Origin of the sequence: Aestuariibius violaceus, from assembly GCF_040779325.2 — a bacterium.
GTDB classification, from domain to species: Bacteria; Pseudomonadota; Alphaproteobacteria; order Rhodobacterales; family Rhodobacteraceae; genus Aestuariibius; species Aestuariibius violaceus.
Genome location: NZ_JBFONT020000005.1, coordinates 1 through 23,930, shown reverse-complemented (window position 1 = coordinate 23,930; position 23,930 = coordinate 1). Strand labels below are relative to the sequence as shown.

At 65.7% G+C, this 23,930-nt stretch carries 25 protein-coding genes and 2 tRNA genes; 12 read left to right on the top strand and 15 right to left on the bottom strand.

Going from position 1 to position 23,930, the window contains the following annotated elements; genetic code table 11:
• Positions 1-4 precede the first annotated feature (4 nt).
• The 5 genes from AADZ90_RS15735 to AADZ90_RS15715 are packed head-to-tail and all read left to right on the top strand — an operon-like array spanning position 5 to position 5,050.
• Positions 5-511, top strand: coding sequence for a TRAP transporter small permease subunit (locus AADZ90_RS15735; protein ID WP_367311622.1), 507 nt, complete (start codon positions 5-7; stop codon positions 509-511).
• A complete protein-coding gene (locus AADZ90_RS15730; protein WP_367311621.1) occupies positions 511-1,827 on the top strand; it encodes a TRAP transporter large permease in 1,317 nt (438 codons plus the stop codon). The genes AADZ90_RS15735 and AADZ90_RS15730 overlap by 1 nt, the downstream gene beginning before the upstream one ends.
• Positions 1,828-1,832: 5 nt before the next feature.
• Positions 1,833-3,860, top strand: coding sequence for an alpha-ketoacid dehydrogenase subunit alpha/beta (locus AADZ90_RS15725; RefSeq protein ID WP_367311620.1), 2,028 nt, complete (start codon positions 1,833-1,835; stop codon positions 3,858-3,860).
• Positions 3,861-3,863: 3 nt separating this feature from the next.
• The gene (locus AADZ90_RS15720) at positions 3,864-4,268 is read left to right on the top strand and encodes a RidA family protein (protein ID WP_367311619.1); all 405 of its coding nucleotides are present in this window, start codon (positions 3,864-3,866) and stop codon (positions 4,266-4,268) included.
• Positions 4,265-5,050, top strand: coding sequence for an HpcH/HpaI aldolase family protein (locus AADZ90_RS15715; RefSeq protein WP_367311618.1), 786 nt, complete (start codon positions 4,265-4,267; stop codon positions 5,048-5,050). The genes AADZ90_RS15720 and AADZ90_RS15715 overlap by 4 nt, the downstream gene beginning before the upstream one ends.
• Before the next feature lie 211 nt (positions 5,051-5,261).
• Here AADZ90_RS15715 and AADZ90_RS15710 read toward each other — a convergent pair whose 3' ends face one another.
• The gene (locus AADZ90_RS15710) at positions 5,262-7,160 is read right to left on the bottom strand and encodes an FAD-dependent monooxygenase (RefSeq protein ID WP_367311617.1); all 1,899 of its coding nucleotides are present in this window, start codon (positions 7,158-7,160) and stop codon (positions 5,262-5,264) included.
• A gap of 328 nt (positions 7,161-7,488) precedes the next feature.
• Positions 7,489-7,563: transfer RNA gene (locus AADZ90_RS15705), tRNA-Phe, on the bottom strand.
• A 194-nt stretch (positions 7,564-7,757) separates the two neighbouring features.
• Here AADZ90_RS15705 and AADZ90_RS15700 point away from each other — a divergent pair.
• Positions 7,758-8,456 (top strand): hypothetical protein, encoded by a 699-nt coding sequence (locus AADZ90_RS15700; protein WP_367311616.1) that lies wholly within the window; start codon positions 7,758-7,760, stop codon positions 8,454-8,456.
• A gap of 8 nt (positions 8,457-8,464) precedes the next feature.
• Here AADZ90_RS15700 and AADZ90_RS15695 read toward each other — a convergent pair whose 3' ends face one another.
• The 3 genes from AADZ90_RS15695 to AADZ90_RS15685 form a co-directional block, all read right to left on the bottom strand.
• Positions 8,465-9,145: a phosphoribosyltransferase gene (locus AADZ90_RS15695; RefSeq protein WP_367311615.1), complete on the bottom strand. Its 681-nt coding sequence runs from the start codon at positions 9,143-9,145 to the stop codon at positions 8,465-8,467.
• The gene (locus AADZ90_RS15690; protein WP_367311614.1) at positions 9,142-9,870 is read right to left on the bottom strand and encodes a DUF5765 domain-containing protein; all 729 of its coding nucleotides are present in this window, start codon (positions 9,868-9,870) and stop codon (positions 9,142-9,144) included. Before AADZ90_RS15690 ends, AADZ90_RS15695 begins: the two co-directional genes overlap by 4 nt.
• A gap of 78 nt (positions 9,871-9,948) precedes the next feature.
• On the bottom strand, positions 9,949-10,128 hold the full coding sequence (locus AADZ90_RS15685; protein WP_367311761.1) for a DNA gyrase inhibitor YacG: 180 nt from the start codon (positions 10,126-10,128) through the stop codon (positions 9,949-9,951).
• A 146-nt stretch (positions 10,129-10,274) separates the two neighbouring features.
• On the opposite strand from AADZ90_RS15685, the gene AADZ90_RS15680 reads away from it, so the two are divergent.
• On the top strand, positions 10,275-11,159 hold the full coding sequence (locus tag AADZ90_RS15680; RefSeq protein ID WP_367311613.1) for a hypothetical protein: 885 nt from the start codon (positions 10,275-10,277) through the stop codon (positions 11,157-11,159).
• A gap of 7 nt (positions 11,160-11,166) precedes the next feature.
• Here AADZ90_RS15680 and AADZ90_RS15675 read toward each other — a convergent pair whose 3' ends face one another.
• Genes AADZ90_RS15675 through infA form a run of 3 tightly spaced genes read right to left on the bottom strand, consistent with a single transcriptional unit; the run spans position 11,167 to position 12,966 of the window.
• Complete coding sequence (locus tag AADZ90_RS15675) at positions 11,167-12,174, bottom strand: ribonuclease E/G (RefSeq protein WP_367311760.1); 1,008 nt, start codon at positions 12,172-12,174, stop codon at positions 11,167-11,169.
• Between the two features lie 8 nt (positions 12,175-12,182).
• Entirely contained in the window at positions 12,183-12,746 is a 564-nt protein-coding gene (locus tag AADZ90_RS15670; RefSeq protein WP_367311612.1) for a Maf family protein, read from the bottom strand.
• A gap of 1 nt (position 12,747) precedes the next feature.
• Positions 12,748-12,966, bottom strand: coding sequence for a translation initiation factor IF-1 (infA, locus tag AADZ90_RS15665; protein ID WP_021097168.1), 219 nt, complete (start codon positions 12,964-12,966; stop codon positions 12,748-12,750).
• Positions 12,967-13,114: 148 nt separating this feature from the next.
• Between infA and AADZ90_RS15660 the strand changes: the two genes are divergently transcribed.
• The 4 genes from AADZ90_RS15660 (at position 13,115) to AADZ90_RS15645 (ending at position 18,424) form a co-directional block, all read left to right on the top strand.
• On the top strand, positions 13,115-14,098 hold the full coding sequence (locus tag AADZ90_RS15660; RefSeq protein ID WP_367311611.1) for an amidoligase family protein: 984 nt from the start codon (positions 13,115-13,117) through the stop codon (positions 14,096-14,098).
• On the top strand, positions 14,095-14,808 hold the full coding sequence (locus AADZ90_RS15655) for a gamma-glutamyl-gamma-aminobutyrate hydrolase family protein (RefSeq protein ID WP_367311610.1): 714 nt from the start codon (positions 14,095-14,097) through the stop codon (positions 14,806-14,808). Before AADZ90_RS15660 ends, AADZ90_RS15655 begins: the two co-directional genes overlap by 4 nt.
• Before the next feature lie 129 nt (positions 14,809-14,937).
• Positions 14,938-16,521 carry a PRC-barrel domain-containing protein gene (locus AADZ90_RS15650; RefSeq protein ID WP_367311609.1) on the top strand — a complete coding sequence of 528 codons (1,584 nt, stop codon included), beginning with the start codon at positions 14,938-14,940 and terminating at the stop codon, positions 16,519-16,521.
• A 754-nt stretch (positions 16,522-17,275) separates the two neighbouring features.
• Entirely contained in the window at positions 17,276-18,424 is a 1,149-nt protein-coding gene (locus AADZ90_RS15645; RefSeq protein ID WP_367311608.1) for an SPFH domain-containing protein, read from the top strand.
• A gap of 502 nt (positions 18,425-18,926) precedes the next feature.
• Here AADZ90_RS15645 and AADZ90_RS15640 read toward each other — a convergent pair.
• The 7 genes from AADZ90_RS15640 to AADZ90_RS15610 all read right to left on the bottom strand — a co-directional run bounded on the left by AADZ90_RS15640 (position 18,927) and on the right by AADZ90_RS15610 (position 23,651).
• Positions 18,927-19,331: an arsenate-mycothiol transferase ArsC gene (locus AADZ90_RS15640; protein ID WP_367311759.1), complete on the bottom strand. Its 405-nt coding sequence runs from the start codon at positions 19,329-19,331 to the stop codon at positions 18,927-18,929.
• Between the two features lie 68 nt (positions 19,332-19,399).
• Entirely contained in the window at positions 19,400-19,879 is a 480-nt protein-coding gene (locus AADZ90_RS15635; protein WP_367311607.1) for a UPF0262 family protein, read from the bottom strand.
• Positions 19,876-21,177 (bottom strand): histidinol dehydrogenase, encoded by a 1,302-nt coding sequence (hisD, locus tag AADZ90_RS15630; RefSeq protein WP_367311606.1) that lies wholly within the window; start codon positions 21,175-21,177, stop codon positions 19,876-19,878. Before hisD ends, AADZ90_RS15635 begins: the two co-directional genes overlap by 4 nt.
• Before the next feature lie 79 nt (positions 21,178-21,256).
• A complete protein-coding gene (locus tag AADZ90_RS15625; protein ID WP_367311605.1) occupies positions 21,257-21,754 on the bottom strand; it encodes a GNAT family N-acetyltransferase in 498 nt (165 codons plus the stop codon).
• The gene (locus tag AADZ90_RS15620) at positions 21,744-22,220 is read right to left on the bottom strand and encodes a DUF2948 family protein (protein WP_367311604.1); all 477 of its coding nucleotides are present in this window, start codon (positions 22,218-22,220) and stop codon (positions 21,744-21,746) included. The genes AADZ90_RS15625 and AADZ90_RS15620 overlap by 11 nt, the downstream gene beginning before the upstream one ends.
• A complete protein-coding gene (murA, locus tag AADZ90_RS15615) occupies positions 22,217-23,482 on the bottom strand; it encodes a UDP-N-acetylglucosamine 1-carboxyvinyltransferase (RefSeq protein WP_367311603.1) in 1,266 nt (421 codons plus the stop codon). The genes AADZ90_RS15620 and murA overlap by 4 nt, the downstream gene beginning before the upstream one ends.
• Positions 23,483-23,486: 4 nt before the next feature.
• Positions 23,487-23,651 carry a hypothetical protein gene (locus AADZ90_RS15610; RefSeq protein ID WP_367311602.1) on the bottom strand — a complete coding sequence of 55 codons (165 nt, stop codon included), beginning with the start codon at positions 23,649-23,651 and terminating at the stop codon, positions 23,487-23,489.
• Between the two features lie 83 nt (positions 23,652-23,734).
• Between AADZ90_RS15610 and AADZ90_RS15605 the strand changes: the two genes are divergently transcribed.
• Positions 23,735-23,809, top strand: a tRNA-Thr gene (locus AADZ90_RS15605).
• The last annotated feature ends 121 nt before the right edge of the window (positions 23,810-23,930 follow it).

The window sequence follows — 23,930 nt, the reverse complement described above, 5'->3', positions numbered from 1 at the left end:
AGTGATGTTCCTGGATCGCCTGGCGCTTTGGCTGGGCCGGACTGCGGCCTGGTGCTTTGCGCTGATCGTCCTCGTCATGGTGTACGAGGTCGTGGCCCGCTACGCCTTCAATGCGCCGACGATCTGGGCGCATGAGACGGCGGTGCTGTTGGCAAGCCTGGGGTTCGTCTTCGGGGGCGCCTTCTGCATGGCCGAGGGCACCCATATGCGCATCACGCTTCTGGTCGAGAAACGGCCGGGCCTCGCCCGGTTGTCAGACGGTCTGTCGCTGGTCGTGGGGGCGGTATATCTCGCCGGGCTCGCCTATGCTGCGTGGCGGATGACCGAGCGCGCGATCTGGCGGTTCAGCTTGGACGGGTCGTGGGATCCGGAGCGGTCGGGCAGCACCCTCAATTCGCCCTTGCCGTCCTACCTCAAGGCGATCCTGTTTCTCGGCGCGGCACTGTTTCTGGCCATCGTGCTGGTCCGCCTCGTCGCCTGGCTCCGCGGTCTGGCCAAGGCGGCCGGCTGATGGATATCGGGACGGCCACGGCGCTGATCATCCTCTCGATGGCGCTCTTGCTGATGCTGGGCGTGCCGCTCGCCTTTGTTTCTGGCGCGATCGCGGTGGTTCTGGCGGTGAGCCAGTTCGGGTTCAACGCGCTCTTCATCATCGGCAGCCGGACGGTCGACTTCCTGGACAGTTTCGCACTGATCGCGGTGCCGATGTTCGTGCTGATGGCGTCGATCATGGAGAAATCGGGCGTCGCCAGGGACCTCTACCGCGCCTTCCACGTCTGGGCGGGATCGGTGCGCGGCGGGATCGGGGTGGTGACGACCGGCGTCGCTGTCCTTCTGGGCGCAACCACCGGGATCATCGGGGGCGAGATCGTCCTCTTGGGGCTGATCGCGCTGCCGCAGATGCTGAATCTCGGCTATGACCGCAAGCTTGCCATCGGGACGATCACCGCGGGCGGGTCGCTGGGCACAATGATCCCGCCGTCGATCATCCTGATCTTCTACGGGCTGACGGCAGAGGTTTCGATCTCGCACCTCTTTCTCGCCACGCTCATGCCCGGGCTGATGCTGGCGAGCCTTTACGTCGGCTACATCCTCGTCCGCTGCGGACTGAACCCGTCGCTGGGGCCACCGCTGCCGCCGGAGGAGCGGGACATGCCGCTTACCGAGAAGTTGGCGCTCTTCAAGGGCGTCGCCCTGCCAATGGCCGTTGCGGGCGGCGTGCTGGTGTCGATCTACGCCGGGTTTGCCTCGATCACCGAAAGCGCCGCCCTCGGGGCCTTTGGTGCCGCGGTCGCGGCATGGATCCGCGGCACCTTCAGTCTTGAGATGATCCGCGAGGTGCTGGTTCAGGCGCTCCGCACCTGCGGCATGGTGTTCTGGCTGGTCTTTGGCACCAATGCCCTGATCGGCGTCTACAACCTTATGGGCGGGATCACCTTCGCGTCCGAGATGCTGGCGGGCGTCAGCCAGCAGCCAGGGATCATCCTCGTCGTGATGATCCTGGTCTTCATCCTGCTGGGCTTCTTCATCGACTGGATCGGGATCCTGTTTCTGACGATGCCGATCTTCCTGCCGGTGCTGACGGAGCTTGGCTATGACCCGATCTGGTTCGGGATCGTGTTCAACCTGTCGATGCAGATCGCCTATCTGACGCCGCCGTTCGGGCCGGCATGCTTCTATCTGAAGGGCGCGACGGGCGACAGCCTGGCCCTGTCCGAGATCTTCGCCGCGCAATGGCCATTCATTGGGCTGCAGATCCTCGCGCTTGTCATCGTGGTCGTCTGGCCGGACCTGTCGCTCTGGTTGCCGCGCCTGGTCTACGGGTGAGCGGGATGGGCGGTGCGCATATCCTCGACACGCTGGAGAGGCGATCGCCGGGAAATCGCCTCGGCCCGGAGGAGCGGACGGCGGCCCTGCGCACCATGCTGCGCATCCGCAGGTTCGAGACGCGCGCGAAGGAGCTGTTTCTGAAGGGCGTCATCAAGGGCACGGCGCATTCCAGCGTCGGGCAGGAGGGCGTCGCGGCGGGCGCCTGCCTTGCGCTCCTGCCCGATGACTTCCTGCTGACCCATCACCGAGGGCACGGCCACACCATCGCCAAGGGATCGGATATCGGCCGGATGTTCGCCGAGTTGATGGGGCGCGAGGCTGGCTATTGCGCGGGCCTTGGCGGGTCGATGCATATCGCCGATTTCGAGCGCAGCATCCTTGGCGCGAACGGGATCGTCGGCGCGGGGATCGGGCTGGGCGTGGGCGCGGCTTTGGCCGAGCAGCTGAACGGGTCGGGCAATATCGGCATCTCGTTCTTCGGGGACGGAGCCGCGAATGAGGGGATCTTTCACGAGGCGCTGAACCTCGCCGCGATCTGGTCGCTGCCGATCGTATTCTTCTGCGAGAACAACCAGTACGGCCTGACCACCGCGACGGAGAGCGTGACGGCGGGCGTCTCGATCGCCGCGCGGGGCGACGCCTACGGCATCCCGAACGAGCGGATCGACGGCAACGAGGTGGGCGCGGTGTTCGAGGCTGTGGAGCGTGCGGCGCTGCGCGCCCGGGCGGGCGACGGCCCGACCCTGATCGAGGCGCTGACCTATCGTTGGGACGACCATTCCATGCGGGCGAACCTGCCCGCCTATCGGGGATCCGAGGAGGAAACGGAGTGGAAAGCCCGCGACCCGATCGCGCGGCTGAGCGAAGGGCTGGTGCGCGACGGGATCGCCGACGCGGACGAGGTGGCCGCCCGGGAAAGCGAGGTGGCCGACGAGATCGAGGCCGCCATCGCCTGGGCCGAGGCGCAGCCGGAACCCGATCAGGACAACGCGCTGGGCAAGGTCGTGCCGCCGACGGCGTTCGAGGCGTCGGAACCCGCCCCGGGCAACCGCCGGATCACCTACAAGGCCGCAATCACCGAAGCCTTCGCGCTGGAGATGGAGGCCGATCCCGACGTGATCCTGATGGGCGAGGACATCGGCCCGACAGGTGGGATCTTCGGCCTGACGACAGGACTCTATGAGCGCTTCGGCCCCGACCGGGTGCGCGACACGCCGATTTCGGAAGGCATCATCTCGACCGCCGGGGTCGGGGCGGCGATGCGCGGCAAGCGGGTCGTCGTGGAGGCGCAGCTTTGGGACTTCGTGACCCTGATGATGGACGCCATCGTCAACCAGGCCGCCAAGGCGCGGTTCATGCTGGGCGGCAAAGCCAAGGTGCCGATCGTCTTTCGGGGGCCGCAGGGTGCGGGCATCCGGTTGGCCGCACAGCATTGCCAGTCGCTCGAGGCGCTCTTTCTCAACATCCCCGGTCTGCAGGTCTATGCGCCCTCCTCGGCCTACGACGCCAAGGGGCTGATGGCGGCGGCCATCGCCCATGACGGGCCGGTCGTGTTTCTGGAGCACAAGCTGCTCTATCTCGGCGCCGAGCAGCCGGTGCCCGAAGAGCACTACCGCATCGCCCCGGGCCGGGCGCGCGTGGTCCGCGAAGGGCGCGACTGCACGATCATCGCCACACTCGCGATGGTCGAACGTGCCGTACAGGCGGCGGATCGCCTGGCCCGCGAGGGGATCGAGGTGGAGGTGATCGACCCGCGGACGCTCAAACCGCTCGACACCGACACGATCCTCGCCTCGGTCCGCAAGATCAACCGGGCGGTCGTCGTCCATGAAGCCCCCGTCTTCGGCGGCTTCGGCGGCGAAATCGCCGCAACGATCCAGGACGAGGCGTTCGACTGGCTCGATGCGCCGGTCGCCCGGGTCGGCGCGCCAGAGATGCCCGTCCCCTACAACGACCGGCTAGAGCGCGCGTTCATGCCCGACGCAAGCCGGATTGTCGAGGCCGTGAAGGCCGTCTGCTACAGGAGCTGAGCCATGCCGAAACGAGAGGTCATCATCCCGCCGGGAATGGAGAACATCTACGACACCTATCACTACGCGCCTGCGATCCGGGTGGGCAATACGCTCTACCTCTCCGGGCAGGTCGGGCGGGACGAGAACCTGAACGTGGTCGAAGGCGTCGAAGCGCAGTTCGTTCAGGCCTTCGAGAATGTCGGCAAGGTGCTGCACGCGGCGGGCGCCGGGTTCGATGACGTGGTCGAACTGGAGACCTGGTTTGCCGACAGCATGGCAGATCTCACAACCTTCCTGTCAGTCAAGGATCGCTACTTCACGAACCGCTACCCGACCTGGACGGGCTTCGCCGTGAAGGGCTTCTCGATGCCGGGCATTCTGGTGGAGATCAAATGCAAGGCGATCCTCGGACTGGACGCCGCATGAGCCAGAACCTGAAAGCGCTTTTGGCAGCACAGGAGACGACGCTTGGCACCTGGACGCAGATTCCCGCGCCCGAGCTGGTGGATCTGATCGGGCTCAACGGGTTCAACTTCACCATCCTCGACTGCCAGCACGGGCCGTTCGGGATCGAGACGGCAGAGAACCTGGCGCGCGCGGCGGATGCCAACGACATCGCGGTTGCGCTTCGCGTGTCGCGGAACGATCCGGTAGAGATCATGAAGGCACTCGATGCGGGCATCCCGCATGTCGTCGTGCCGAATGTCGAAACCGCCGAGGACGCCGCGCAGGCCGTCGCCGCGACACGGTTCGCCCCTGACGGGTTGCGCGGCGCCTGCCCCTGCTGCCGGTCGGGCGGTCACTTCATCCGCAACTGGGACGCTTACGCCCGCACCGAGCAGGATCGCACCGGCGCCATCGCGCTGGTGGAAACCGCACCCGGCCATCGAAACATCGCCGGGATCTGCACAACCCCCGGCCTTGCAGCGGTGATGATCGGCCCGTTCGATCTGTCGGTATCGATGGGGCTGAACGGTGACTGGCGGCACAGGGACGTTGCAGCGGCAGTGGCCGAGATGGCCGGCGCCGCGCATGACGCAGGTGTCCCTGTGATGATGCCGGTCTTCTCGCCCGATCCTGTCGAGTGCCGCGATCTGGTCGACCGCTGGCGCTCGGCCGGGGTGACGACATTCGTCATCGGGTCGGACAAGATCCTGATTGCAGACGCGCTTGCACGCTGGAGTTCGGACCTGGTCCGTTCCCAGTGACTTGAGCGAGCGCCGCAAGACGCCACAGGGGCGAAGGCGCGTCTCTCGCTCGGGATAAAGGTCATTCCTCGAAGAACGACCGTCAAGAACAGGCCGTCCGCGGCCCGATCGGCCACAATGACCCTCGCTGATCCCATGAGCGCCTCGGAAGTTCGACGCCGACAGGCAGCGTGGCATCTACACAACCAATCCAATGACCGGCTTGGGCCGGCTAAAGGGGTCTGTTGTCGACCGGTGCGACCTGTCTGAAAACCCTGCGGAAAAAGTCGTCGACCTCGCTCGCGGCATCCAATGGACCGAGCTGAGCGACGTATTGATCAGGACGGATCACGACCAACGCGCCGTGGGTGCGATCAATCCCCCGGAGATCGAAGATGTCGGGCCCATCGACCGCCGGGCAGAAGACTTTCTCGTAATCCGTCAAACCCAGAGCACCCTTCGCTGGCAGAAGCAGGCTTGGCAGGCCTTCCAGATCCATCTGGCGATGGCCACATTGAAAGACCGCGCGGATATCGAAGACGCTGTCGATATCGGCCCCACCTGGCGTAAAGCGCGAGATAACGCCCGATGCCCCACCCAAGGTTTCGCAGACTTGTGCGACAGCTCCACCAGATCTGCCGGCATCACGTCCGGGTGCGAACAGGATGATGCGCCACCGGCCATCCGCCTTGAGCGCGTGGCCAAGGTGCATCGGCTTAGCGTCGGCAAGGCGGATCACAGGGGCGGAGTGGAAGCGCTTGCCAACGACAAAGCCGCTCGCGAGTTCCTGGTATCTGGAATCCCCGATGATCAGCGAAGGGGCGTAGCAGGTTTCGACACCGGCGGTGTAGCGGCCGTGCCTCTTGAAATACTGCTGGAACAGCTCTGCTTCAGCAGCATTCTTCGGTTTCGCACTGAAAAGGCGGGCCATGTCCCGGTCGAAATCGATCAGTTCCGTCGCCTTGGCCCGGCGCTCCTCGGAGTAGGTATCGAGCAAGGCAGGCACGGCGTGACCCCGCAGGACAGCAGCGAGCTTCCAACCCAGGTTGAATGCGTCAGCCATAGAGACATTCATCCCCTGACCGGCCTTCGGGCTATGGGTGTGACAAGCATCTCCGGCAATGAAGATGCGAGGTTCCTTTTTGCCGCGCTCGTCATCGGAGACATCGTCGAACGCGTCGCAGACCCGCTGGCCAATCTCATAGGCCGACCACCATGCGACCTCGGCGACATCCAGCGAGTAGGGTGCCATGATCTGCTGCGCTCTGGCGATGAGCAGCTCGGGGGTGACGCCGCGATCGGCGGCCCGCTCACCCTCGCCAAGTTCGTCAAGCTCGATATAGAGGCGCACCATATATCCGCCTTCACGCGGAATGATCAAGACACTGCCGGCCTCCGCCGACTGGATCGCGCATTTAAGGCGGATATCAGGGAAATCCGTTCGCGCCAGAACATCCATCACGCCCCAGAGTTGACGCGCGGACGCGCCGCGCAGCTCGTGACCCATCGCATGTCGAACGCGGCTGCGGGCACCGTCACAGCCGACGACATAGCGGGCATGCAGGGTTTCGGTCTCGCCTTCGTCATCCAGCCGGTTGAAGGTGGCGGTGACCGGGTACTCCGGATGATCCGTCCGGGCGAGGGCGACCAGTTCGAGGTTGTAGTCGGGTGTGAGCCGGCGCGGAGAGTTCCGCATGATTTCTAGGTAGAAATCATGAATTCGCGCCTGGCTGAGGATGACATGGGGCATTTCGGACAGATCGTCTTCGACGTCCTGGATGCGGTCCGCCCGGGTGAGCGAGGTGCCATCCTTGCCCGGGCGCCAGAACGTCACCTCGTTGACGCAGTATCCCTCCTTGATGACCTTCTCGGCAAAGCCGAACGCCTCGAACATCTCGACAGAGCGGCAGGCGATGCCGTCGGCCTGTCCCACCTCAAGCGGCCCCGGCTTTCGCTCCACGACGCGCACGGAGATATCGGGGAAAGCTGAAAGCTGCGCCGCCAGCGTAAGCCCAGCGGGTCCGCAACCGACGATCAGCACGTCCGCATGACAGGACTTTACACCTGCGTGCCGGTCGGCCGGCGCAACGGTGGGATCGCCGCTGCGGAAACCGTCCTGATGAAATTGCATGACTGCCTCGCTGAAATCACGCACACGTCATCGATTACGTTTCCGGATTGCAGCGCGTCAACAGAGTGATCTGCCAGTCGAAGGTTTCCAGACAGATCACGGCACCCAAGCTCAAGTTCTAGTAATCGTCGGTGCACCTTGTCCGACGCAGGTGCCAGTGTCAGACATTGACGCTTTGGGATCGCCGATCTGACATGACTGATCTTTGCGCAGGCGATCGCATCAGACGCCTCAGCAGAGCGTAAACAAACGCCACGGACATACCGACTAGGCCGCAAAAAGATGCGGCACAACACATCGGTCATTAGACCACCAGTCATTTGATGAGTGGTGCCCGGGGGCGGAATCGAACCACCGACACGAGGATTTTCAATCCACTGCTCTACCCCTGAGCTACCCGGGCACGGGTGGCGCTTCTGGCCATGCTGGCAGGGCGATCCGCACCGAAGGCGCAGCGATCCCCGCCGGGGTTTGGGTGACGTAGTCGACCGCCGCGCCGGTGTCCAGAGCCAAAATCCGGCCAAATACGCCGCCGTGGATCGGAGGCCCCGAATTTGCTAGGATCCCGCCATTGCTGAGTGTTTTGAGGACCTATTGATGCCATACGACCATATTGTGGTGCATGATACCCGGCTCCGCGGCCACGTTCACGGCCGGGAGGGGATCCATGTGATCGAAAGCCATTGCGAACGACTTTCTGAGATCGTCGACCGGATCCGGGCCGCCACCGAAAGCCGTTTCGCCTCGGGCCCCGGCGTCGTCGACGGGGTACCGCCGCCGGCCGGCGCCTACCATACCGATGTCAGCCCCAACCCGGTTCCGACCCTCAGCATCCTCGCCCACGGCGTCGATGTGGCCCAGGGCAGCAGCGATTGGGCGATCCAGCTTGGTGTGGAATGCATCCACCCCGGGAATGCCCAGGCCTTCGGGCGGGATATCAGCGGACGGATCACCAGCCGGATCCGCCTGCTGGCCTGCAATGCCGCCCGCAGTGAGGACGGGCGGGCGACCTGCCGCGCTCTGGCCATGGGGGCGGGCGTCCCGGTCTTCGCATCCGACACGGTACAGCTCTATTCGCGGCAAGAGCGGCAGACCACGTTCGGGGGCACGCCCATCACACCGTCGCAGGTCGACGGGCCGCACGGCGGCTGGATCAACTACGGCGCGTGGGAGGGAACGGTCTACCGCTTCGATCCCGCAGGCGGGAACCGGGTGGAGTTCCATGGCCCCCTGCCGCCCGCCTCCACACCGTCCGAGCAGCAGGAACGGGACCGATATCAGGTCGTCTGCCGCTAGGCCGGCACCTAAGGCGCGTCGCCACCGCCATCGCCCCGCCCAGCCTCGGCCAGGAGGGAGATGACCTCTTCATCGCTGACCTGCGGGAAGCGCGCGTAATAGGCCCCGACGGCGCGGAAGCCGGGATCGGGACACAGGCAGATCACCTCGTCCGCCAGCGCCTCGAACCGCGCCAGCACCTCGGGCGGGGCGACCGGTACGGCAAGGATGATCCGCCCCGCGCCCGCCGCCCGCAGCCCCCGCAGGCTCGCGCCCATCGTCGCCCCCGTCGCGATCCCGTCATCGACAACAACCACTGTCTTGCCCGCCAGATCCGGCCGCGCCCGGCCGGCGAGGTAGCGGGCCTTGCGCCGCGCGATTTCGGGCAGCAGGTCCCGACCCATCGCTGCGACCTCCTCGGCGGACAGGCCAAAGGCCCCTGCGATCCGATCGTCGCGTTCCACCACCGGCCGGTCGCCGTCGACGATCGCGCCCACGGCGAGCTCCGGCTGGCCCGGCGCGCCGATCTTGCGCACAAAAACCAGGTCCATCGGCAGGCCCCGCGCCCGGCAGATCTCGGCCGCGACCGGCACGCCGCCGCGCGGCAGGGCGACGACGACGGTGTCTTCGGGATCGAGCGGCGGCAGCGCCGCGGCCAGCGCCCGCCCGGCCTCCACCCGATCCGCGAACATCGCGCCGCGCCAGCTCATGCCCGGACCTCCCGTCCCCACCAGCGCGTCGTGCTCACCTGACGCCGTACCGCCGGGCTCAGCCCGATCAGCAGGAGCCCGATCGAGAACAGGCACCAGATCGCCGGCATCTCTCCGGGATCGGAGGTCAGCTGCAACGCCAGGATCGGCCCCACCAGTGCATGGAGCACGACGAATCGCCAGGCACCGTAGACGATTGGCATAAGGAACACGGCCAGCATGTATTCCGGAAAGCCCGGCCCGATGCCCAAGGCCGCCTCAAACGGCACGGTCAGCCCGTTATAGTGTACGTCCCAGGCCAGGTGCCATTCGCCCGCCCGGGTGCAGAACGCCTCTGCACAAAGCGCCGTGCCCGGAACGCAGGGCCCCAGCACCGGCCAGGGCAGCAGCTTCGCCAGCAGGATCAGGCTCGCCAGCCCGCTCAGCGCCATCACCGTCCGCCACCACCGCCGCCGGATCCCCTCGGGGACAAGATGCAGGGCAAAGGCATTGATGACCAAGGGCTGAAAGGCGATGTGCAGGTAGGACAGAGCTGTGACAGTCCGGTTTCCCGGCGTGCCGCACTGGTCGATCACCAGATAGCCTGCAGCCTGCAGCACCTCCATACCTGTGAAATAGCCGAGCGTCCCCCAGATCGCGACCGGCTCGCCGCGCCGGCGCGTGACCTCCGTCGCCACGGCACCGATCCCGACCATGGCCAGGGTCGCCTCAGGGCTCCAGCACATGCGGGCACCTCCCGACCGGTACCCTAGGCCGGATCTCGGGATGATCGGTTGCGCATAGTCAAACGGCGGCGCGGCCTATCAGTGCTCGCGCTGCTGCTCCGTCAGCGCCTGCTCGATCTCGTCCTCATCCGGCGGCTCGGCCGAGGGCACGGCATAGGCGCCCGTCATCCAACGGCCCAGATCCTTGTCCGCGCAGCGCTTGGAACAGAACGGGCGATAGGCATGGGCTGCAGGTTTGTCGCAGATCGGGCAGGTCATCGGCAGGGTACCTTCCGGCATCAGAGGTCTCTCGATATGGGAACGCACTTCGCGGCAGGCAAGCAAAATCCGCCCTGCCCCGCTCGTCCGGTTGACACCGGCGCCAAAGCGCCCCTCATTCCAGTCCAACGCTGCAGGAGGACACAATGCCAATTCTTCGCTCATGGGCTTTCGTGCTGCTCTTCCTGCCCGCAATGGCGAATGCCGAAGAAGAGGATCACGGGTTTTTCTTCTGGTGCACCCTGAACGAGGGGCAGAACAGCGTCTTTCTCTCAGCGAAAGACGACCGCGTAACCTACGCCTACATCAAGGATTCCGGCCAGCTTGAACTCCGGCTCGAAACGACGCTCGAAACCATGCCGTACAGGCCTTTCCCCTGGGACGAACAGACAATTCGGGAAAGCGTCACATTCTATAACGGCGTCACATCCTACGAAGTCTTCGCAAGCCTGGGCTCCTATAAGCCGTTCGAAAGCCTGTTTGCCGGTCTGGGCGATGCTGAAGCAGGAATTGTGGTCACCCTCCCCTCGGGCAGCCAAACGACACTCTACTGTGATGATCATACCATTTCGCCCCGCAATCCAATCGCCGGGATCGGACAACTGGCCAAGCTGGCAAACCCGGACCACGATCCGCTCCTCCACTGCTTGTCGGGAAGTGTCCCCGCCACAGCCTGCCTCGGGATCGTGAGCGATCTCTACGGGGTGGAAACCGGCCTGAGCCCCCGCAGCCTCGTCTTCCTGCAAGCGGAACAGAAGCGGTGGGAAATCCTGCTCGCCGCCAAAGTCAGCGAGGCCACCGAGATGACGCAGGCCAGATTTCCCGACAGGGCGGAACGTCTGACCACCGATCTGATGAAAGCCCAGGACAGCTGGGCCGCAAGCCGCAATGCCGATTGCGATCTCGCTGCATGGACAGTCTTCGATGTGATGGATGAAGACGCAGGCAAGCTTCAGTGCCTCTCGCACTACGCAGCTCAGCGCATCGACTTCCTGAACCAACACATCGCGGGTCTGGAATTCGACGGATAGCGGCGGCTCAGAAGCTCTCTGGAAGACGCACCGGCGCCCGCTCGCGCTTACGCTGCAATTCGTAATGCCCCAGCGGCGTCCAGCCGACCAGCGCCGTCTCGATCGGATCGGCCCGGAAGGCCGCGCGCAACGCGGTCTCGACCTGCCGCCGATGGGCCTTCGTCATCGGGGCAAAATCGACCGTCACCTGACCGCCAAGCCCACGCAACCGCAACGCGCACGGCAGCCTCTTCGCAGCCGCCAGGTTCGCCTTCAGCCCCGCCGCAGGCGACGTATCGCCGCCGGTATTCACATCGACAGCCACCAGCGCCCGCGTCGGCTCCACAAACATCGACCCGCCATCGAGCCCTACGCGAGCGGACCGCAGATCCTCCAGTGCATCAAGCACACCAAGTTCCGCGAAGCCACCGGGCTCGGTCACGACGTCCGCCGGATCCGTCCACTCGCGCCATGCCAAGGCGTGCGGCCCATCCCCGTCGGTCAGCGCCTCGGGCTCGCGGCCTTCCGCATCACCCAAAACAGCGCCAGCCAGCGCAGACATCGCCGCGATATCGTCGGCGACCTCCTCGCCCGACGCGCCCTCCGCCGCCGACCGCAGGATCAGCCCGCCCGGGCCGTCGAAGACCTCATGGGCGACCTCCAGCAGCCGCACCCGCGCCTCGTCGTCTTTGATCTGGCGGCTCACATTGATCCCGTCCGCGCCGGGCGTGACGATCGCATAACGGCTCTTGAAGATCAGCCGCTCTGTGACCGGCACCGCCTTCCCGTCCTCCGCAAAACCCGTCACCTGCGCCAGCAGCGCCTGCCCCGGCGCCAGCCCCTTGCCCTGCCGCAGAAATCCCGTTCCGTCGGGCAGGCGCACCATCATGCCCCCCTGCCCCTTCAGCGGCCGGTCGCAGATCGCGCGATAGATCGCCCCGGGCCGCACCTCGTCGGTCTCCAGCAGGAAATCCTCCAGCCGCCCGTCCACCAGCAGCGCCGCCGCCTCGCGACCCGCCAGGTGATCCAGCACCACCGTCCGCCTCACCGGATCACCCCCGCGGCGCGCAACAGCCCCGCCGTCTCGGCCAAGGGCAACCCCACGACCCCGGTGAACGACCCGCTGATCCACGGGATGAACGCTCCCGCCGGCCCCTGGATGGCATAGGCCCCCGCCTTGCCTTCCCAGTCGCCACCGTCGAGATAGCCGTTCAGCTCGATGTCCGAGAGGCGCTTCATCTTCACCGCCGTCACCACCGACCGCTGCCAGATCTGCTCCCCACGCCGCACGGCGACAGCCGTGATCACATCATGCCGCCGCCCCATCAGTTTCACCAGAAACGCCGCCGCCTCCCCCGCATCCGTAGGCTTACCGAAGATCCGCCGCCCCAGCGCAACCGTAGTATCCGCGCACAAAACGACCTCGTCACCCGAGGCCTCGACCGTGCGCACCTTCTCCAGCGCGATCCGTTCGCAATAGGGCCGCGGCAGCTCGCCCTTTGCAGGAGTCTCGTCGATATCCGGCGGGCGCACGGCATCGGGCACGACCCCGATCTGCGCCAGAAGCTCCAGCCGCCGGGGCGAGCCGGAGCCCAGGATCAACCGCACCTTACTTGAAGCGATAGTTGATCCGGCCCTTCGTCAGGTCATACGGCGTCATCTCCACCTGCACACGGTCCCCCGCAAGCACCCGGATCCGGTTCTTCCGCATCTTTCCCGCCGTATGCGCAATGATCTCATGGCCGTTTTCCAGCTCGACCCTGAACGTCGCATTCGGCAGGAGTTCCTTCACGACGCCGGGAAATTCGAGCAGTTCTTCCTTGGCCATGGTCTCTCCTTGCACATCGCTCCGCACAATTCCGCGAAGCCGCGCACTAGATGCGCCCGGACCCGGCGCTTTTCAAGGGGAATCTGGCCTCTCGCCGCGCGCGACGCTGCGATGCAACCCGATCGGCCACATCTGCGTTTCCTCCCCGATGTCCGACCTGCACCTCACCCTGCCCCGCGACCGTTTCCTGCCGCTGCCCCACGGCGACGGCCGCAAATGCGGGGTCGAGATCGAATTCGGCGGCCTGCGCGAAGACAAGGCCGCCCGCATCCTCGCCGACACGCTGGGCGGAGAAATCCGCTGCGACGGCGATACCAAATACACCGTGACGGGCTCCGACATCGGAGAGATCGAAGTCTATCTCGACACAGCCTGGCGCGACCAGATCGACACCGCAATCCTCGGCCAGCTCCTCGAAATCGCACGCTCCGTCGTCCCGGTCGAAATCGTGACAGAGCCCCTGCCCTTCGCCGCCCTCCCCCGGCTAGACGCCGCCCGTGCCGCCCTGCGCAAGGCCGGCGCCACCGGCAGCCGCAGCGGCATCCTCCTCGGATGGGGGGTCCACCTCAATGTTCAGCTGGCCGAAGAAACGGCAGACCATATCCTCAGGGTCACCACCGCCTTCGCCCTCTGCGACGATGTGATCCGCGCCTTCGACTGGGTCGATACCTCGCGCCGCATCGGCCCCTTCGTCGATCCCTACCCCCGCGCTTTCATCGACGCGCTCTGCGCGGCAGAGCGGATCGACATGGACGCGCTCATCACCCTCTACCTCAAGCACAACCCCACTCGGAACCGCGCGCTCGACCTCCTGCCGATCCTGGCCCACATAGCGCCCGACCGCCTGAAAGAGGCGCTCCCGGACGAAAAGATCAGCGCCCGTCCGGCCTATCACTACCGCCTGCCCGATTGCCGCATCGACGAGGCTGACTGGTCGCTGGCGCTCGAATGGAACCGCTGGGTGGTGATCGAACGTATCGCCGCCAATTTCGACCTGATGGAACAGCTTCGTACCGACTGGATCGAACATCGTGGATCGTTCACGACCGTCCGCTCCGACTGGCCCGACCGCGTGACGGAACGGGTGGACCAGTCCGGCCTGATCGAAGAGCTGGTCGGAGAAGCCGCATGAAACCCACCATCGGCGTCACCGTCTCCCAGCGCTCCGGCTGGCGGATCTTCCCGCTCGTCGCGTTCAACGTCTGGCTCGCGGGGGGCCGCGCGATCCGCTGGCAGGCCGACCGCGACGTCGATGTCGACGCGGTCGACGGCGTCATCATCGGCGGCGGCGACGACATATCCCCCGACCTCTACGGGATGGAGCCGGTGATCTCCGCCCGCCTCGACCCCGCGCGCGACGCGCTGGAACGGCAGATCGTCGAACACGCCTGGAAGACGAACACGCCGCTCCTCGGCATCTGCCGCGGCAGCCAGATGATCAACGTGGTCCTCGGCGGCGACCTCGATCAGGACGCTTACAAGACCTTTGGCTCCCGCAAGTACAAGACCGTCCTGCCGCGCAAGACCGTCACCGTCGAAGAGGACACCCGCCTTGCCGGCCTGGTCGGGCCGCAGCCCATGAAGGTCAACGCGCTCCATTCCCAGGCGGTCTGCGCCCTTGGCCGTGGCCTGCGCGTCGCCGCCCGGGATGACGGCGGGATGATCCAATCGGTCGAACGCATCCGCGACCCCTACATGCTGGGCGTGCAATGGCACCCCGAACACCTCTTCTACGCCCGCCGCCAGCGCCGCATCTTCTCGGCGCTGATTGCAGCGGCCCGCGCCTACCACGAGGAACGCGACCAGCTCGCAGGCGTCGACATCGCCGTCGGGCAAAGCTGAATCGGAACTCGCGAAAAGGTTCCCGAAAACTTCGCGAAAAACCTAAATCACTGCAGGAATGCAACGGAAACATCGGTGCCCCCGATCCGTTCGCCGGACATCACACCGACGAAGAGAAAGGGAGTTTCCATGCTTCGCCGACTGCTCATTTCCACCGCGCTGACCGTGCCCGCCTTTGCGATGCCCGCCATGGCGCAGGACCAGAACGCCTGTAACAACCTCATGCAGGAATCCCAGGACGGGATCCCCGAAAGCCTCGACCTCACGCGCGACGACATCATGACCATCGCCGACGAGGGCGACATCGCCCGCTGCGAGCAGGTGCTCGCCGACTGGGAAACGGCCACCTCCGGTACCGCGACCGCCGAGGCCGAGATCGATGCCGAAGGTCGGCTCGCCGAAACCGATCAGCTGACCGTCACGCTCGAAGACGAGCGCGTCGTCGAAGGCATGGTCTTCCTCGAGCAGGAGCCGCCGCAGGTCGACGTCGCGCCGGGCGAAACCGAGGTCGTCGTCTCCAGCCAGCGCCCGCAGGTCTCAGTCACCCAGGAAGCGGCCGAGATCATCGTCCGCCAGCAGGCACCGCAGATCGAACTCGACATGCCGCAGCCGACCATCACCATCACCCAGGCCGCGCCCGAGATCATCATCACCATGCCCGAGCCGGGCGTCGACGTGACCGCCAGCCGCCCCCAGGTCGAGGTGCGCCAGGCCGAACCCCAGATCACCGTGAACCAGGCCCCGCCAACGGTGAACCTCGAATTGCGCACGGCTGAAAGCGCCGAAGGCAGCCCCGGCATCCAGGTGCAGGACCGCCAGTCCGGCGAAACCTACGCCCAGGGCGAAGCTCGCGAACCGCGCGCCAACACCAACGCGCAGATCAACCTCGCCCAGGCCGATCCCACCGTGATCTTCGAGGAAGACAGCGAAGCTGACCCGGCCGAGATCCAGATCAGCCGCGCCGAGCCGAGCGTTCGCTTCGAAGCGGCCGAGCCCGAACTCACCTTCACCTCCAGCGGTGAGCCGCAGGTGACGTTCGAGCAGCAGGGCGAAGTTCAGGTCACGCTCCGTCAGGCCGGTGAAGAGGAAAGCGGCACCCAGACCGCAGACGCCTCCGACCAGACCCAGCCGATGGAAGGCGAGCAGACGGCCGAGGCCGATCAGTCCAACCTGATGCAGGAGGAGTCTTCGGAGGAAAGCCAGACCGCAGACGCCCAGACCGAAACCGACAGCTCCGACACGCAGCTGCAGACCGCAGAAGCCGGCACGCTGACGACGGAAGGCGAGCAGGACGAGCAGATGGCCGAGGCCGACAGCTCCGCGTCCATGCAGACGGAAGCCGAAACCGCCGACGCCTCGACGATGACCGAGACGACCGAGACCGAGCAGACCGCCAGCGCCGACGTTCAGCGCGACGGCTACGACCTCGTCCGTCCCGACCAGATCGAGATGAGCACGCTGACCGGCGCCAGTGTCTACGACACCAATGACGAAAACGTCGGCGAAATCGGCGAACTGCTCCTCGGCGCGAATGGCGAAATTGACCGCGCGATCATCGATGTGGGCGGCTTCCTCGGCCTCGGCGAAAAGCCGGTCGCGGTCGAAATGCAGAACGTCGCGATCCTGCGCAATCAGGAAACCGACAACCTGCGCGTCTATGTCCAGACGAACCGCGCAGACCTCGAAAGCCAGCCGCGTTACGAAGGCGAATAATTCATCGCCATCCGGTTGAGAGGCCGCCCTCCGGGGCGGCCTTTTTCTTTCCGTCCCGAAGACGCAGTATAGTGGCCCCCATGCTCCATTCCGTTGCGTCAACGCAACAGAGCTTCCCCCAAGGAATTTTTCCGGTAGGCGACTCCCCACTGTCCCGGCTATCCGGCGCCTCCCGTTCAGGACGGAACGGACCCTAGCGGAACGAGGTCGCGCCTCGTCCGGTGCGGGCGGCACTGCCGACGCCGTATGCCAGGGCCGGGACAGATCGTGCGGGATGCGCTGTAGCTCAGTGGATAGAGCAATGGATTCCTAATCCATCGGTCGCGGGTTCAACTCCCGCCAACGCTTCCAAGGTAAGGATGAGAGTCCTGAGGTTCGACTCCTCATTGACGCCCGAAAGGGTGGCACCACATCGGGTCCGGGATCGTCCCAGCGGGGGCGGCCCGACGCTGGCGCCCTCCGGGGCCGACGCTGACGACCGCTTCTCGCTCTGGCTTCCGGCCGGAGGTTGGGACGATGGCAGGGCCGCGCGGCCGCCGGGCCGGAGGGGTTTCGACCGCTCCCATGCCCCGCGCCACGTCGCCCCTGCCCGCTCGCCCGCCTTCCGCCTGCGGCCACGGCGCGGGATGGTCCCGGGCTTCACCTCTTTCCCGCGCCTTCGGGCGCTTCACACCTGTCGGCCAACCGGGCCGCAACCCACGACCCAACCAAAGGAGGATCGCGTGTAGCGAGACCGAACAGAAAGACCGGAACGATGACGACGATACTGACGAAAATCACAGACCGCCTGCTGGGCCGCCAACGGCTCACTCTCTGGGAACACGAGCGTGCGCTCGTCTGGAACAAGGGCCGCTTCGATACCATCCTCGGCGCAGGCGAACACGTCCTGCCGCGAGAATGGATCGATTGGACCGTCTACGACCTCGACGCGCCACGCTTCATCTCCAAGGACGAAGACGCGCTCCTGCGGACGCGCCCCGACCTGGTCGAGGCGCATCTCACCGTCGTCGAAGCCGCCTCGGCGGAGGTGAAAGTCGTCAGCCGGAACGGTCTCGCCTTCGATCTGGTCAAGCCCAACGAACGGCGCCTCTACTGGTCCGACGCGGGCGACTGGACGGTCGAGACGGTGTCGCTTGACGGCAGCCACGAGGTCGACAGCGATCTCGCCCTGCGCCTGATGCAGGCCCGCCTGACGGACACGCTCCGCTCGGTCGAGGTTGGCGATGGCACGGTCGGGATCCTGTCGATCGACGGCGTGGTCACGCGCACGCTGGAGCCGGGCACCTACTGGTTCTGGCAGCTGACGCGCAAGCACCTCGTCCGGCTGATCGATACCCGCTGGCAGCATCACGACGTCTCGGGGCAGGAGGTTCTGACGGCTGACCGCGTCACCGTGCGCGTGAACCTGACGGCCACCTACCGGGTCTCGGATCCGCTGGTTGCCCTGCGGACGGTAAAGGACTTCGCTGAGGCCCTGCACCTGTCGCTGCAATTCGCGTTCCGCAAGACGCTCGGGGCGCTCACGCTCGATGCGCTTCTGGCGGACAAGGTCACCGTCTCGGACGAGGCGGCCGGCCACGTCCGGACCGAGATGGCCAAGATCGGCCTCGAGGTCAGCGAGATCGCCCTGAAGGACGTGATCCTGCCGGGTGAAATGCGCGAGATCCTGAACCGGGTCGTCACGGCCGAAAAAGAGGCCGAGGCGAACGTCATCCGGCGGCGGGAAGAAACGAACGCGACGCGCTCGCTTCTGAACACCGCCAAGGTGATGGCCGAGAACCCGGTCATGCTGCGGCTGAAAGAGCTCGAGGCGCTCGAGACGATCGCGGCGAAGGTCGACCGGCTGACGGTCCATAACGGAACCGAAGGCCTGATGACCGACATCGCGAAACTGCGCGACTGAAGAAAGAGCTGGCCCGCGACCTCGGGCCAGCTCGCCTCTCGACGGGCTTTCGCCCGGTTAACCTTGCCGCCGTTTAACCTTAACGCGCCCTTCCACGAGCCAGACGACGCGTCCTCATCTTGCCCTAAATACCTTGAAGGTTTCCCCTCTTGCACCACCGACCCCTCCGGGAGCAGCGGCGCCGATGTCGGGTCCCGAGCGGACGTCTCAGGCGCACACCGCGCCCTCCCTCAAGACGCCTAACGCTCCCGGCCCAGCCGTTCAGACCGCCCACTATTCCATGGGGAAACAATCCTGCCCATCCGCATCATTGTTCGCGCTGTTGCGCTGCAGCGCAGCAGAACGCTCCGTTACCGGGCAATCTGCCCCAAAGATGTCCGACAATAAGCTGACGGGATGCCGACGGGATGCCGACACGCCGCAACGCCTTTCGAAACCTGCATTAACGGGTCAAAAGATCGCTGATTCGCGTTGCGGCCGAAAAACCCACCGCCCCACCCCCTCACGATCCGTTAGGACCTGTGGCGCGCTCCCACCGGTTCTCCAGCCGCTTCAGGATCTGATCCCGGCTCTCCCGGTAGCTCCTCAGCTTGTCGTCCCGCCGTTCCCCCAGCCCCGTCGGGTCGAGGATCGGCCAATACTCCACATCCACATGCCGCGTCCGCGTCAGCTCCAGCGCCCGCCGCTGGGAGGCCGGGGACAACGCAATCACCAGATCGAACGAGCCCAGATCATCCCCCCAATCCTCCATCTCGTCGAAGCTGCGCGACCTGTGGCGGGAAAGCTCCACGCCGATCTCCTCGCAGACCGAGACGGCGAACCCGTCGATGTCCCGGTCGTTGAACACCCCCGCCGACTGCACGTAACAATCCGTGCCATAAAGCTTTTTCATGATCCCCTCGGCCATCGGAGACCGGACGGAATTATGATCGCAGCAAAAGAGCACCGATTGGGGCAGGGTCTTGCGCGCCACGCTCAGCCCCCGAAATGCAACACGCAGATCAGCGTGAACAACCGCCGCGCCGTGTCGTCGTCGACCTCCGCCTTGCCCTCCAGCCGCTCCTGAAGGATCCGCGCCCCTTCGTTGTGGATCCCGCGCCGCGCCATGTCGATCGTCTCGATCTGGCTGGGCGGCAGCGTCTTCACCGCCTCGAAATAGCTCTCGCAGATCTGGAAATAGTCCTTCACCACCTGCCGGAACGGCCCAAGCGACAGGTAGAACGCCCCCGCCGGATCCCCGTTCTCCGCACTCATCTCGAAGGCCAGCCGCTGGTCCCGGATAGCCAGTTCCATCCTGTAGGGGCCGGGATGCACCGCCTTCCCGTCCCGCTTGGCCAGCGCGAAGGTATTGCCCTCCAGCAGGTCGAAAATCGCCACCTGCCGCTCCTGCGCGATCTCCGGCGTCGGCGCGGGCAACCCCTTGTCGTCCAACGATATCTCGACAATCCGGCTCATCTGTTCAACCTGTCCAGCCGCGCCCGCACGCTCAATCCATGCGCCTCCAGGCTCTCCGAAATCGCCAGCCGCTCCGCCGCCGGCCCGACCGCTGCCAGCGCCGCCGGCGTCATCCGCGCCAGCGTCGTCCGCTTGAGGAAGTCCAGAACGCTCAACCCGCTGGAAAACCGCGCCGACCGCGCCGTCGGCAGCACATGGTTCGGCCCGCCCACATAATCGCCCACCGCCTCCGGCGTCCAGGATCCCAGGAAAATCGCCCCCGCATGGGTGATCTTCCCAGCCAACCCGTCCGGCTCCGCCACGCACAATTCCAGATGTTCCGGAGCAAACCGATCCGTCAGCACCGCCGCCTCGTCGAGGTCCCGCACCACGATCACCGCGCCGAAATCGCGCCACGAGGCGCCTGCGATCGCAGCCCGCTGCAGCACCCCCAGATGCCGGTCCACCGCCTCCATCACAGCGCGCCCCAGCGCCTCATCCGTCGTGATCAGCACCGATTGCGCGCTTGCATCATGCTCCGCCTGGCTCAGCAGATCCAGCGCGATCCAGTCGGCATCCCCGGTTTCGTCAGCGATCACAAGCACTTCCGACGGCCCCGCGATCATGTCGATCCCCACGCGTCCGAAAACCCGCCTTTTGGCCGCCGCCACATAGGCATTGCCCGGCCCCGTGATTTTGTCGACCGCCGGCACCGTCTCGGTCCCATAGGCCATCGCCGCCACCGCCTGCGCCCCGCCGATCCGGAACACCTGGTCGATCCCCGCAATCCGCGCCGCCGCCAGCACCAGCGGGTTCACCACCCCATCCGGCGTCGGGCAGCACATCACCAGCCGCTTCACCCCCGCCACCCGCGCCGGGATCGCGTTCATCAGCACGCTCGACGGATAGCTCGCAAGCCCCCCCGGCACGTAAAGCCCCGCCGCATCGACAGGCCGCCAGCGCCAGCCCAGCATCGCGCCGGTGTCTTCCTCCCATGCCGCATCCTCAGGCATCTGGCGCGTATGATAGGCCTCGATCCGCTCCGCCGCGAGATCCAGCGCCGCCCGGTCCTCGGCCGAGACCTTGGCGACCTCCGCATCCACCTCCTCCACGGAAAACGCCAGCGTCCCCGGCGTCAGATCCAGCCGGTCGAACTTGTGCGTCAGCTCGATCACCGCCGCATCGCCGCGCGCGCGCACATCGGCGATGATCGCCGCCACCGCGTCGTCCACGTCCACCGCATCCTCGCGCTTCGCGCTCAGGAGCTCACTGAACGCGGTCTCGAAATCCGGGGCATCGCTGTGCAGAAACTGGGCCATGGCCCGCTCCTACACGCCCCACCAGATCGCCTCAACCCGCCCAGCGAGAAGCGCCCGCAAGGGAGCGCCGAGCGCCCCGTTAATCCAGCCTTAGGACATAGAAGTGATCATCCTGCCAGCGATCGCCCAAACGCACTGCCCGCGGAAGCCGCCCCTGCCACCGAAACCCGTGCCGCTCGTAGAACGTGATCGCGCGAAAATTGTCCTCGGCCACGAAGAGCTCGAGCTGTTTCACCCCGCCTGTGACCGCCTCTGCAACGGTCGCACGCAACAGGGCCGACGCAACACCCGTGCCCCGAAAGCCCGCGCGCGCGTAGAATGCGCCGATCTCTCCCCGATGAATCGCCGCGGCGGCTGTCATCGGAACATAGGCCAGAACGGCAGCCAATGTGCCGTCTACGTAAGCGCCTCGGATCGCGCCTTGCGACAGCCGCTCGGCAACCTCCGCGTCGCTTCGGGCGCGCTCCTCCTCATAGGTCGTGAGGAACGCCTCGGGCATCGTCCTCAGCCCTTCCAGCCGGATCTCCCGCCACGCGGTCACATCCTTGGGCCCAAGCGTCCGGATCTCAGCCGTCATGCTCCGGCGCTTTCCGGGATGGCGCACGGTAAGGCCTTGTCACATCGCGCAAAATCACCTCCAGCGCTTCGACGTCGACCTTGATCGCCCCGTCGCCGGCCAGCGTCAGAACCAATGCGCCGGTCCCGTCCTCGCCCGCCTCCCATTCGAGGGACAGCAGCGACAGCACAGTATCCGCATCCCGCACCACCCCCTGCGAGGCCACCCCGGTCACATCCTCGAAATCCAGCACCGCCTGCACCCGCTCGAAATCCCGCCCGCGCCGTTCGGCGGCGGGTTTATCCTCCCAGCGGAAGCGATTGAGAAGAATGGCAAATCTGCGCTCCCCCGGGCGCCACAGCATCTCCGAGGCCGGAAAGACCGCATCCTGGACCAGCGCCGAAAGAACCTTCAGATCCTCCTCGTCCCGCGCGACCAGCCGCAATGGCCGCTCGACCCCGTCGGAAAACCGGGCATCTTCACTCACGCGCTCACCCGTTCGATATCGGCCCCGACGGCCCGCAATTTCTCTTCCACATGCTCGTAGCCCCGGTCGAGGTGATAGACCCGGTTCACCACCGTCTCCCCTTCCGCCGCAAGCCCCGCCAGGATCAGCGACACCGATGCCCGCAGATCCGTCGCCATCACCGGCGCGCCCTTCAGGCTTTCCACCCCCGTGACCGTCGCCGTCCCGCCGCGCACGTCAATCCGCGCGCCCATCCTCTGCAGCTCCGGCGCATGCATGAACCTGTTTTCAAAGATTTTTTCGTGCAGCACGCTGGTTCCGTCCGCCAGGCACAGCATCGCCATCATCTGCGCCTGCAGGTCGGTCGGGAATCCCGGAAACGGCTCCGTCGTCACATCGACCGCATGAACGCGCCCGTTCGACCGCGCCACCCGGATCCCCGCCTCCGTTTCGCTGATCTCAAGCCCCGCAGCCTCTAGCTTTTCGACAAATGACCCCACGAGGTCCAGCCGCCCGCCCAGGCACTCCACCGAGCCGCCCGTAAAGGCCGGTGCCAGCATGTAGGTCCCTAGCTCGATCCGGTCCGTCACCACCTGATGGGTCGCCCCGCCCAGCCGGTCGACGCCCTCGACCGTGATGGTCGAGCTTCCCTCACCCTCGATCTGCGCGCCCATGGCCCGCAAGCACCGGGCCAGGTCAACGATCTCGGGCTCTCGCGCCGCGTTCTCGATGACAGTTGTCCCCTTCGCAAGTGTCGACGCCATAAGGATATTTTCCGTGGCCCCCACGCTTGCGAAGGCCAGCTCAACCCGCCCGCCCTTCAGCCCGCCGGGCGCCTTAGCGTGGACATACCCATCCCTCAGATCCAGCTCCGCTCCCAGCGCCTCAAGCCCCGTCAGATGCAGATCCACCGGCCGCGCCCCGATGGCGCAGCCCCCCGGAAGAGACACGACTGCCTCTCCCATCCGCGCCAGCATCGGTCCCAAGACAAGGATCGAGGCCCGCATCTTCCGCACGATATCGTAATCCGCCCGGGTGTTGTCCAAAGCGTGCGAGGACATCGCCACGACCTTGCCATCCTGAAGCGAGGTCACCTCCGCCCCAAGCGACTGCAACAGCTCCGTCATCGTCTTGATATCGCTCAACCGCGGCGCATTCGTCAGCGTCAGCGGCTCCTCGCTCAACAGCGTCGCAGGCATCAGCGTCAGACACGCATTCTTCGCTCCCGCAATCGGTATCTTCCCCGAGAGCGCCTTGCCCCCCCGCACCACAATCGAATCCATGCCTCTAGTCCTTGTCCTGCCCGTCCGCGCTTCGCGCTCGTTTTTGTGCCTTCCGCCGGGCAAGATTGGCCTTCAGCGCCGCCTTAAGCCGCGCGTCCCGCTCATCTTTCTGATCACTTGCCTTCGGATCCTGCCCCGCGGGGCCCTCTTTGGAACGCTCGTCCACCATAAAAAGCTCCTAACAAGCGCGACAAAAACCGTCCAGTCAGGGCTTGCGCGACCGCGCCGTTACAGCTACTCCCCCGCGGCGAGGCTGCTGTAGCTCAGTGGTAGAGCGCACCCTTGGTAAGGGTGAGGTCGGGAGTTCAATCCTCCCCAGCAGCACCAGCCAAATCCCAACGATAAAGGCCGCGCCGTTTCCGCCGCGGCCGATCTTTATGACGAGGACTGCTCAGTTAAGCGCAGCCTCGGTCACGTCGCTTGTCCATGCCCCTTCAGGCTCTTCGCT

Coding starts and splice junctions, on each gene's coding strand:
- murA (WP_367311603.1), bottom strand. CDS start 23,482: ATGGATTCGATTGTGGTGCGGGGGGGCAAGGCGCTCTCGGGGAAGATA.
- AADZ90_RS15715 (WP_367311618.1), top strand. CDS start 4,265: ATGAGCCAGAACCTGAAAGCGCTTTTGGCAGCACAGGAGACGACGCTT.
- AADZ90_RS15650 (WP_367311609.1), top strand. CDS start 14,938: ATGCTTCGCCGACTGCTCATTTCCACCGCGCTGACCGTGCCCGCCTTT.
- AADZ90_RS15640 (WP_367311759.1), bottom strand. CDS start 19,331: ATGGCCGAGGGGATCATGAAAAAGCTTTATGGCACGGATTGTTACGTG.
- AADZ90_RS15635 (WP_367311607.1), bottom strand. CDS start 19,879: ATGAGCCGGATTGTCGAGATATCGTTGGACGACAAGGGGTTGCCCGCG.
- AADZ90_RS15645 (WP_367311608.1), top strand. CDS start 17,276: ATGACGACGATACTGACGAAAATCACAGACCGCCTGCTGGGCCGCCAA.
- AADZ90_RS15695 (WP_367311615.1), bottom strand. CDS start 9,145: ATGAGCTGGCGCGGCGCGATGTTCGCGGATCGGGTGGAGGCCGGGCGG.
- AADZ90_RS15680 (WP_367311613.1), top strand. CDS start 10,275: ATGCCAATTCTTCGCTCATGGGCTTTCGTGCTGCTCTTCCTGCCCGCA.
- AADZ90_RS15625 (WP_367311605.1), bottom strand. CDS start 21,754: ATGACGGCTGAGATCCGGACGCTTGGGCCCAAGGATGTGACCGCGTGG.
- AADZ90_RS15660 (WP_367311611.1), top strand. CDS start 13,115: ATGTCCGACCTGCACCTCACCCTGCCCCGCGACCGTTTCCTGCCGCTG.
- infA (WP_021097168.1), bottom strand. CDS start 12,966: ATGGCCAAGGAAGAACTGCTCGAATTTCCCGGCGTCGTGAAGGAACTC.
- AADZ90_RS15685 (WP_367311761.1), bottom strand. CDS start 10,128: ATGACCTGCCCGATCTGCGACAAACCTGCAGCCCATGCCTATCGCCCG.
- AADZ90_RS15725 (WP_367311620.1), top strand. CDS start 1,833: ATGGGCGGTGCGCATATCCTCGACACGCTGGAGAGGCGATCGCCGGGA.
- AADZ90_RS15610 (WP_367311602.1), bottom strand. CDS start 23,651: ATGGTGGACGAGCGTTCCAAAGAGGGCCCCGCGGGGCAGGATCCGAAG.
- AADZ90_RS15730 (WP_367311621.1), top strand. CDS start 511: ATGGATATCGGGACGGCCACGGCGCTGATCATCCTCTCGATGGCGCTC.
- AADZ90_RS15700 (WP_367311616.1), top strand. CDS start 7,758: ATGCCATACGACCATATTGTGGTGCATGATACCCGGCTCCGCGGCCAC.
- hisD (WP_367311606.1), bottom strand. CDS start 21,177: ATGGCCCAGTTTCTGCACAGCGATGCCCCGGATTTCGAGACCGCGTTC.
- AADZ90_RS15735 (WP_367311622.1), top strand. CDS start 5: ATGTTCCTGGATCGCCTGGCGCTTTGGCTGGGCCGGACTGCGGCCTGG.
- AADZ90_RS15710 (WP_367311617.1), bottom strand. CDS start 7,160: ATGCAATTTCATCAGGACGGTTTCCGCAGCGGCGATCCCACCGTTGCG.
- AADZ90_RS15655 (WP_367311610.1), top strand. CDS start 14,095: ATGAAACCCACCATCGGCGTCACCGTCTCCCAGCGCTCCGGCTGGCGG.
- AADZ90_RS15720 (WP_367311619.1), top strand. CDS start 3,864: ATGCCGAAACGAGAGGTCATCATCCCGCCGGGAATGGAGAACATCTAC.
- AADZ90_RS15690 (WP_367311614.1), bottom strand. CDS start 9,870: ATGTGCTGGAGCCCTGAGGCGACCCTGGCCATGGTCGGGATCGGTGCC.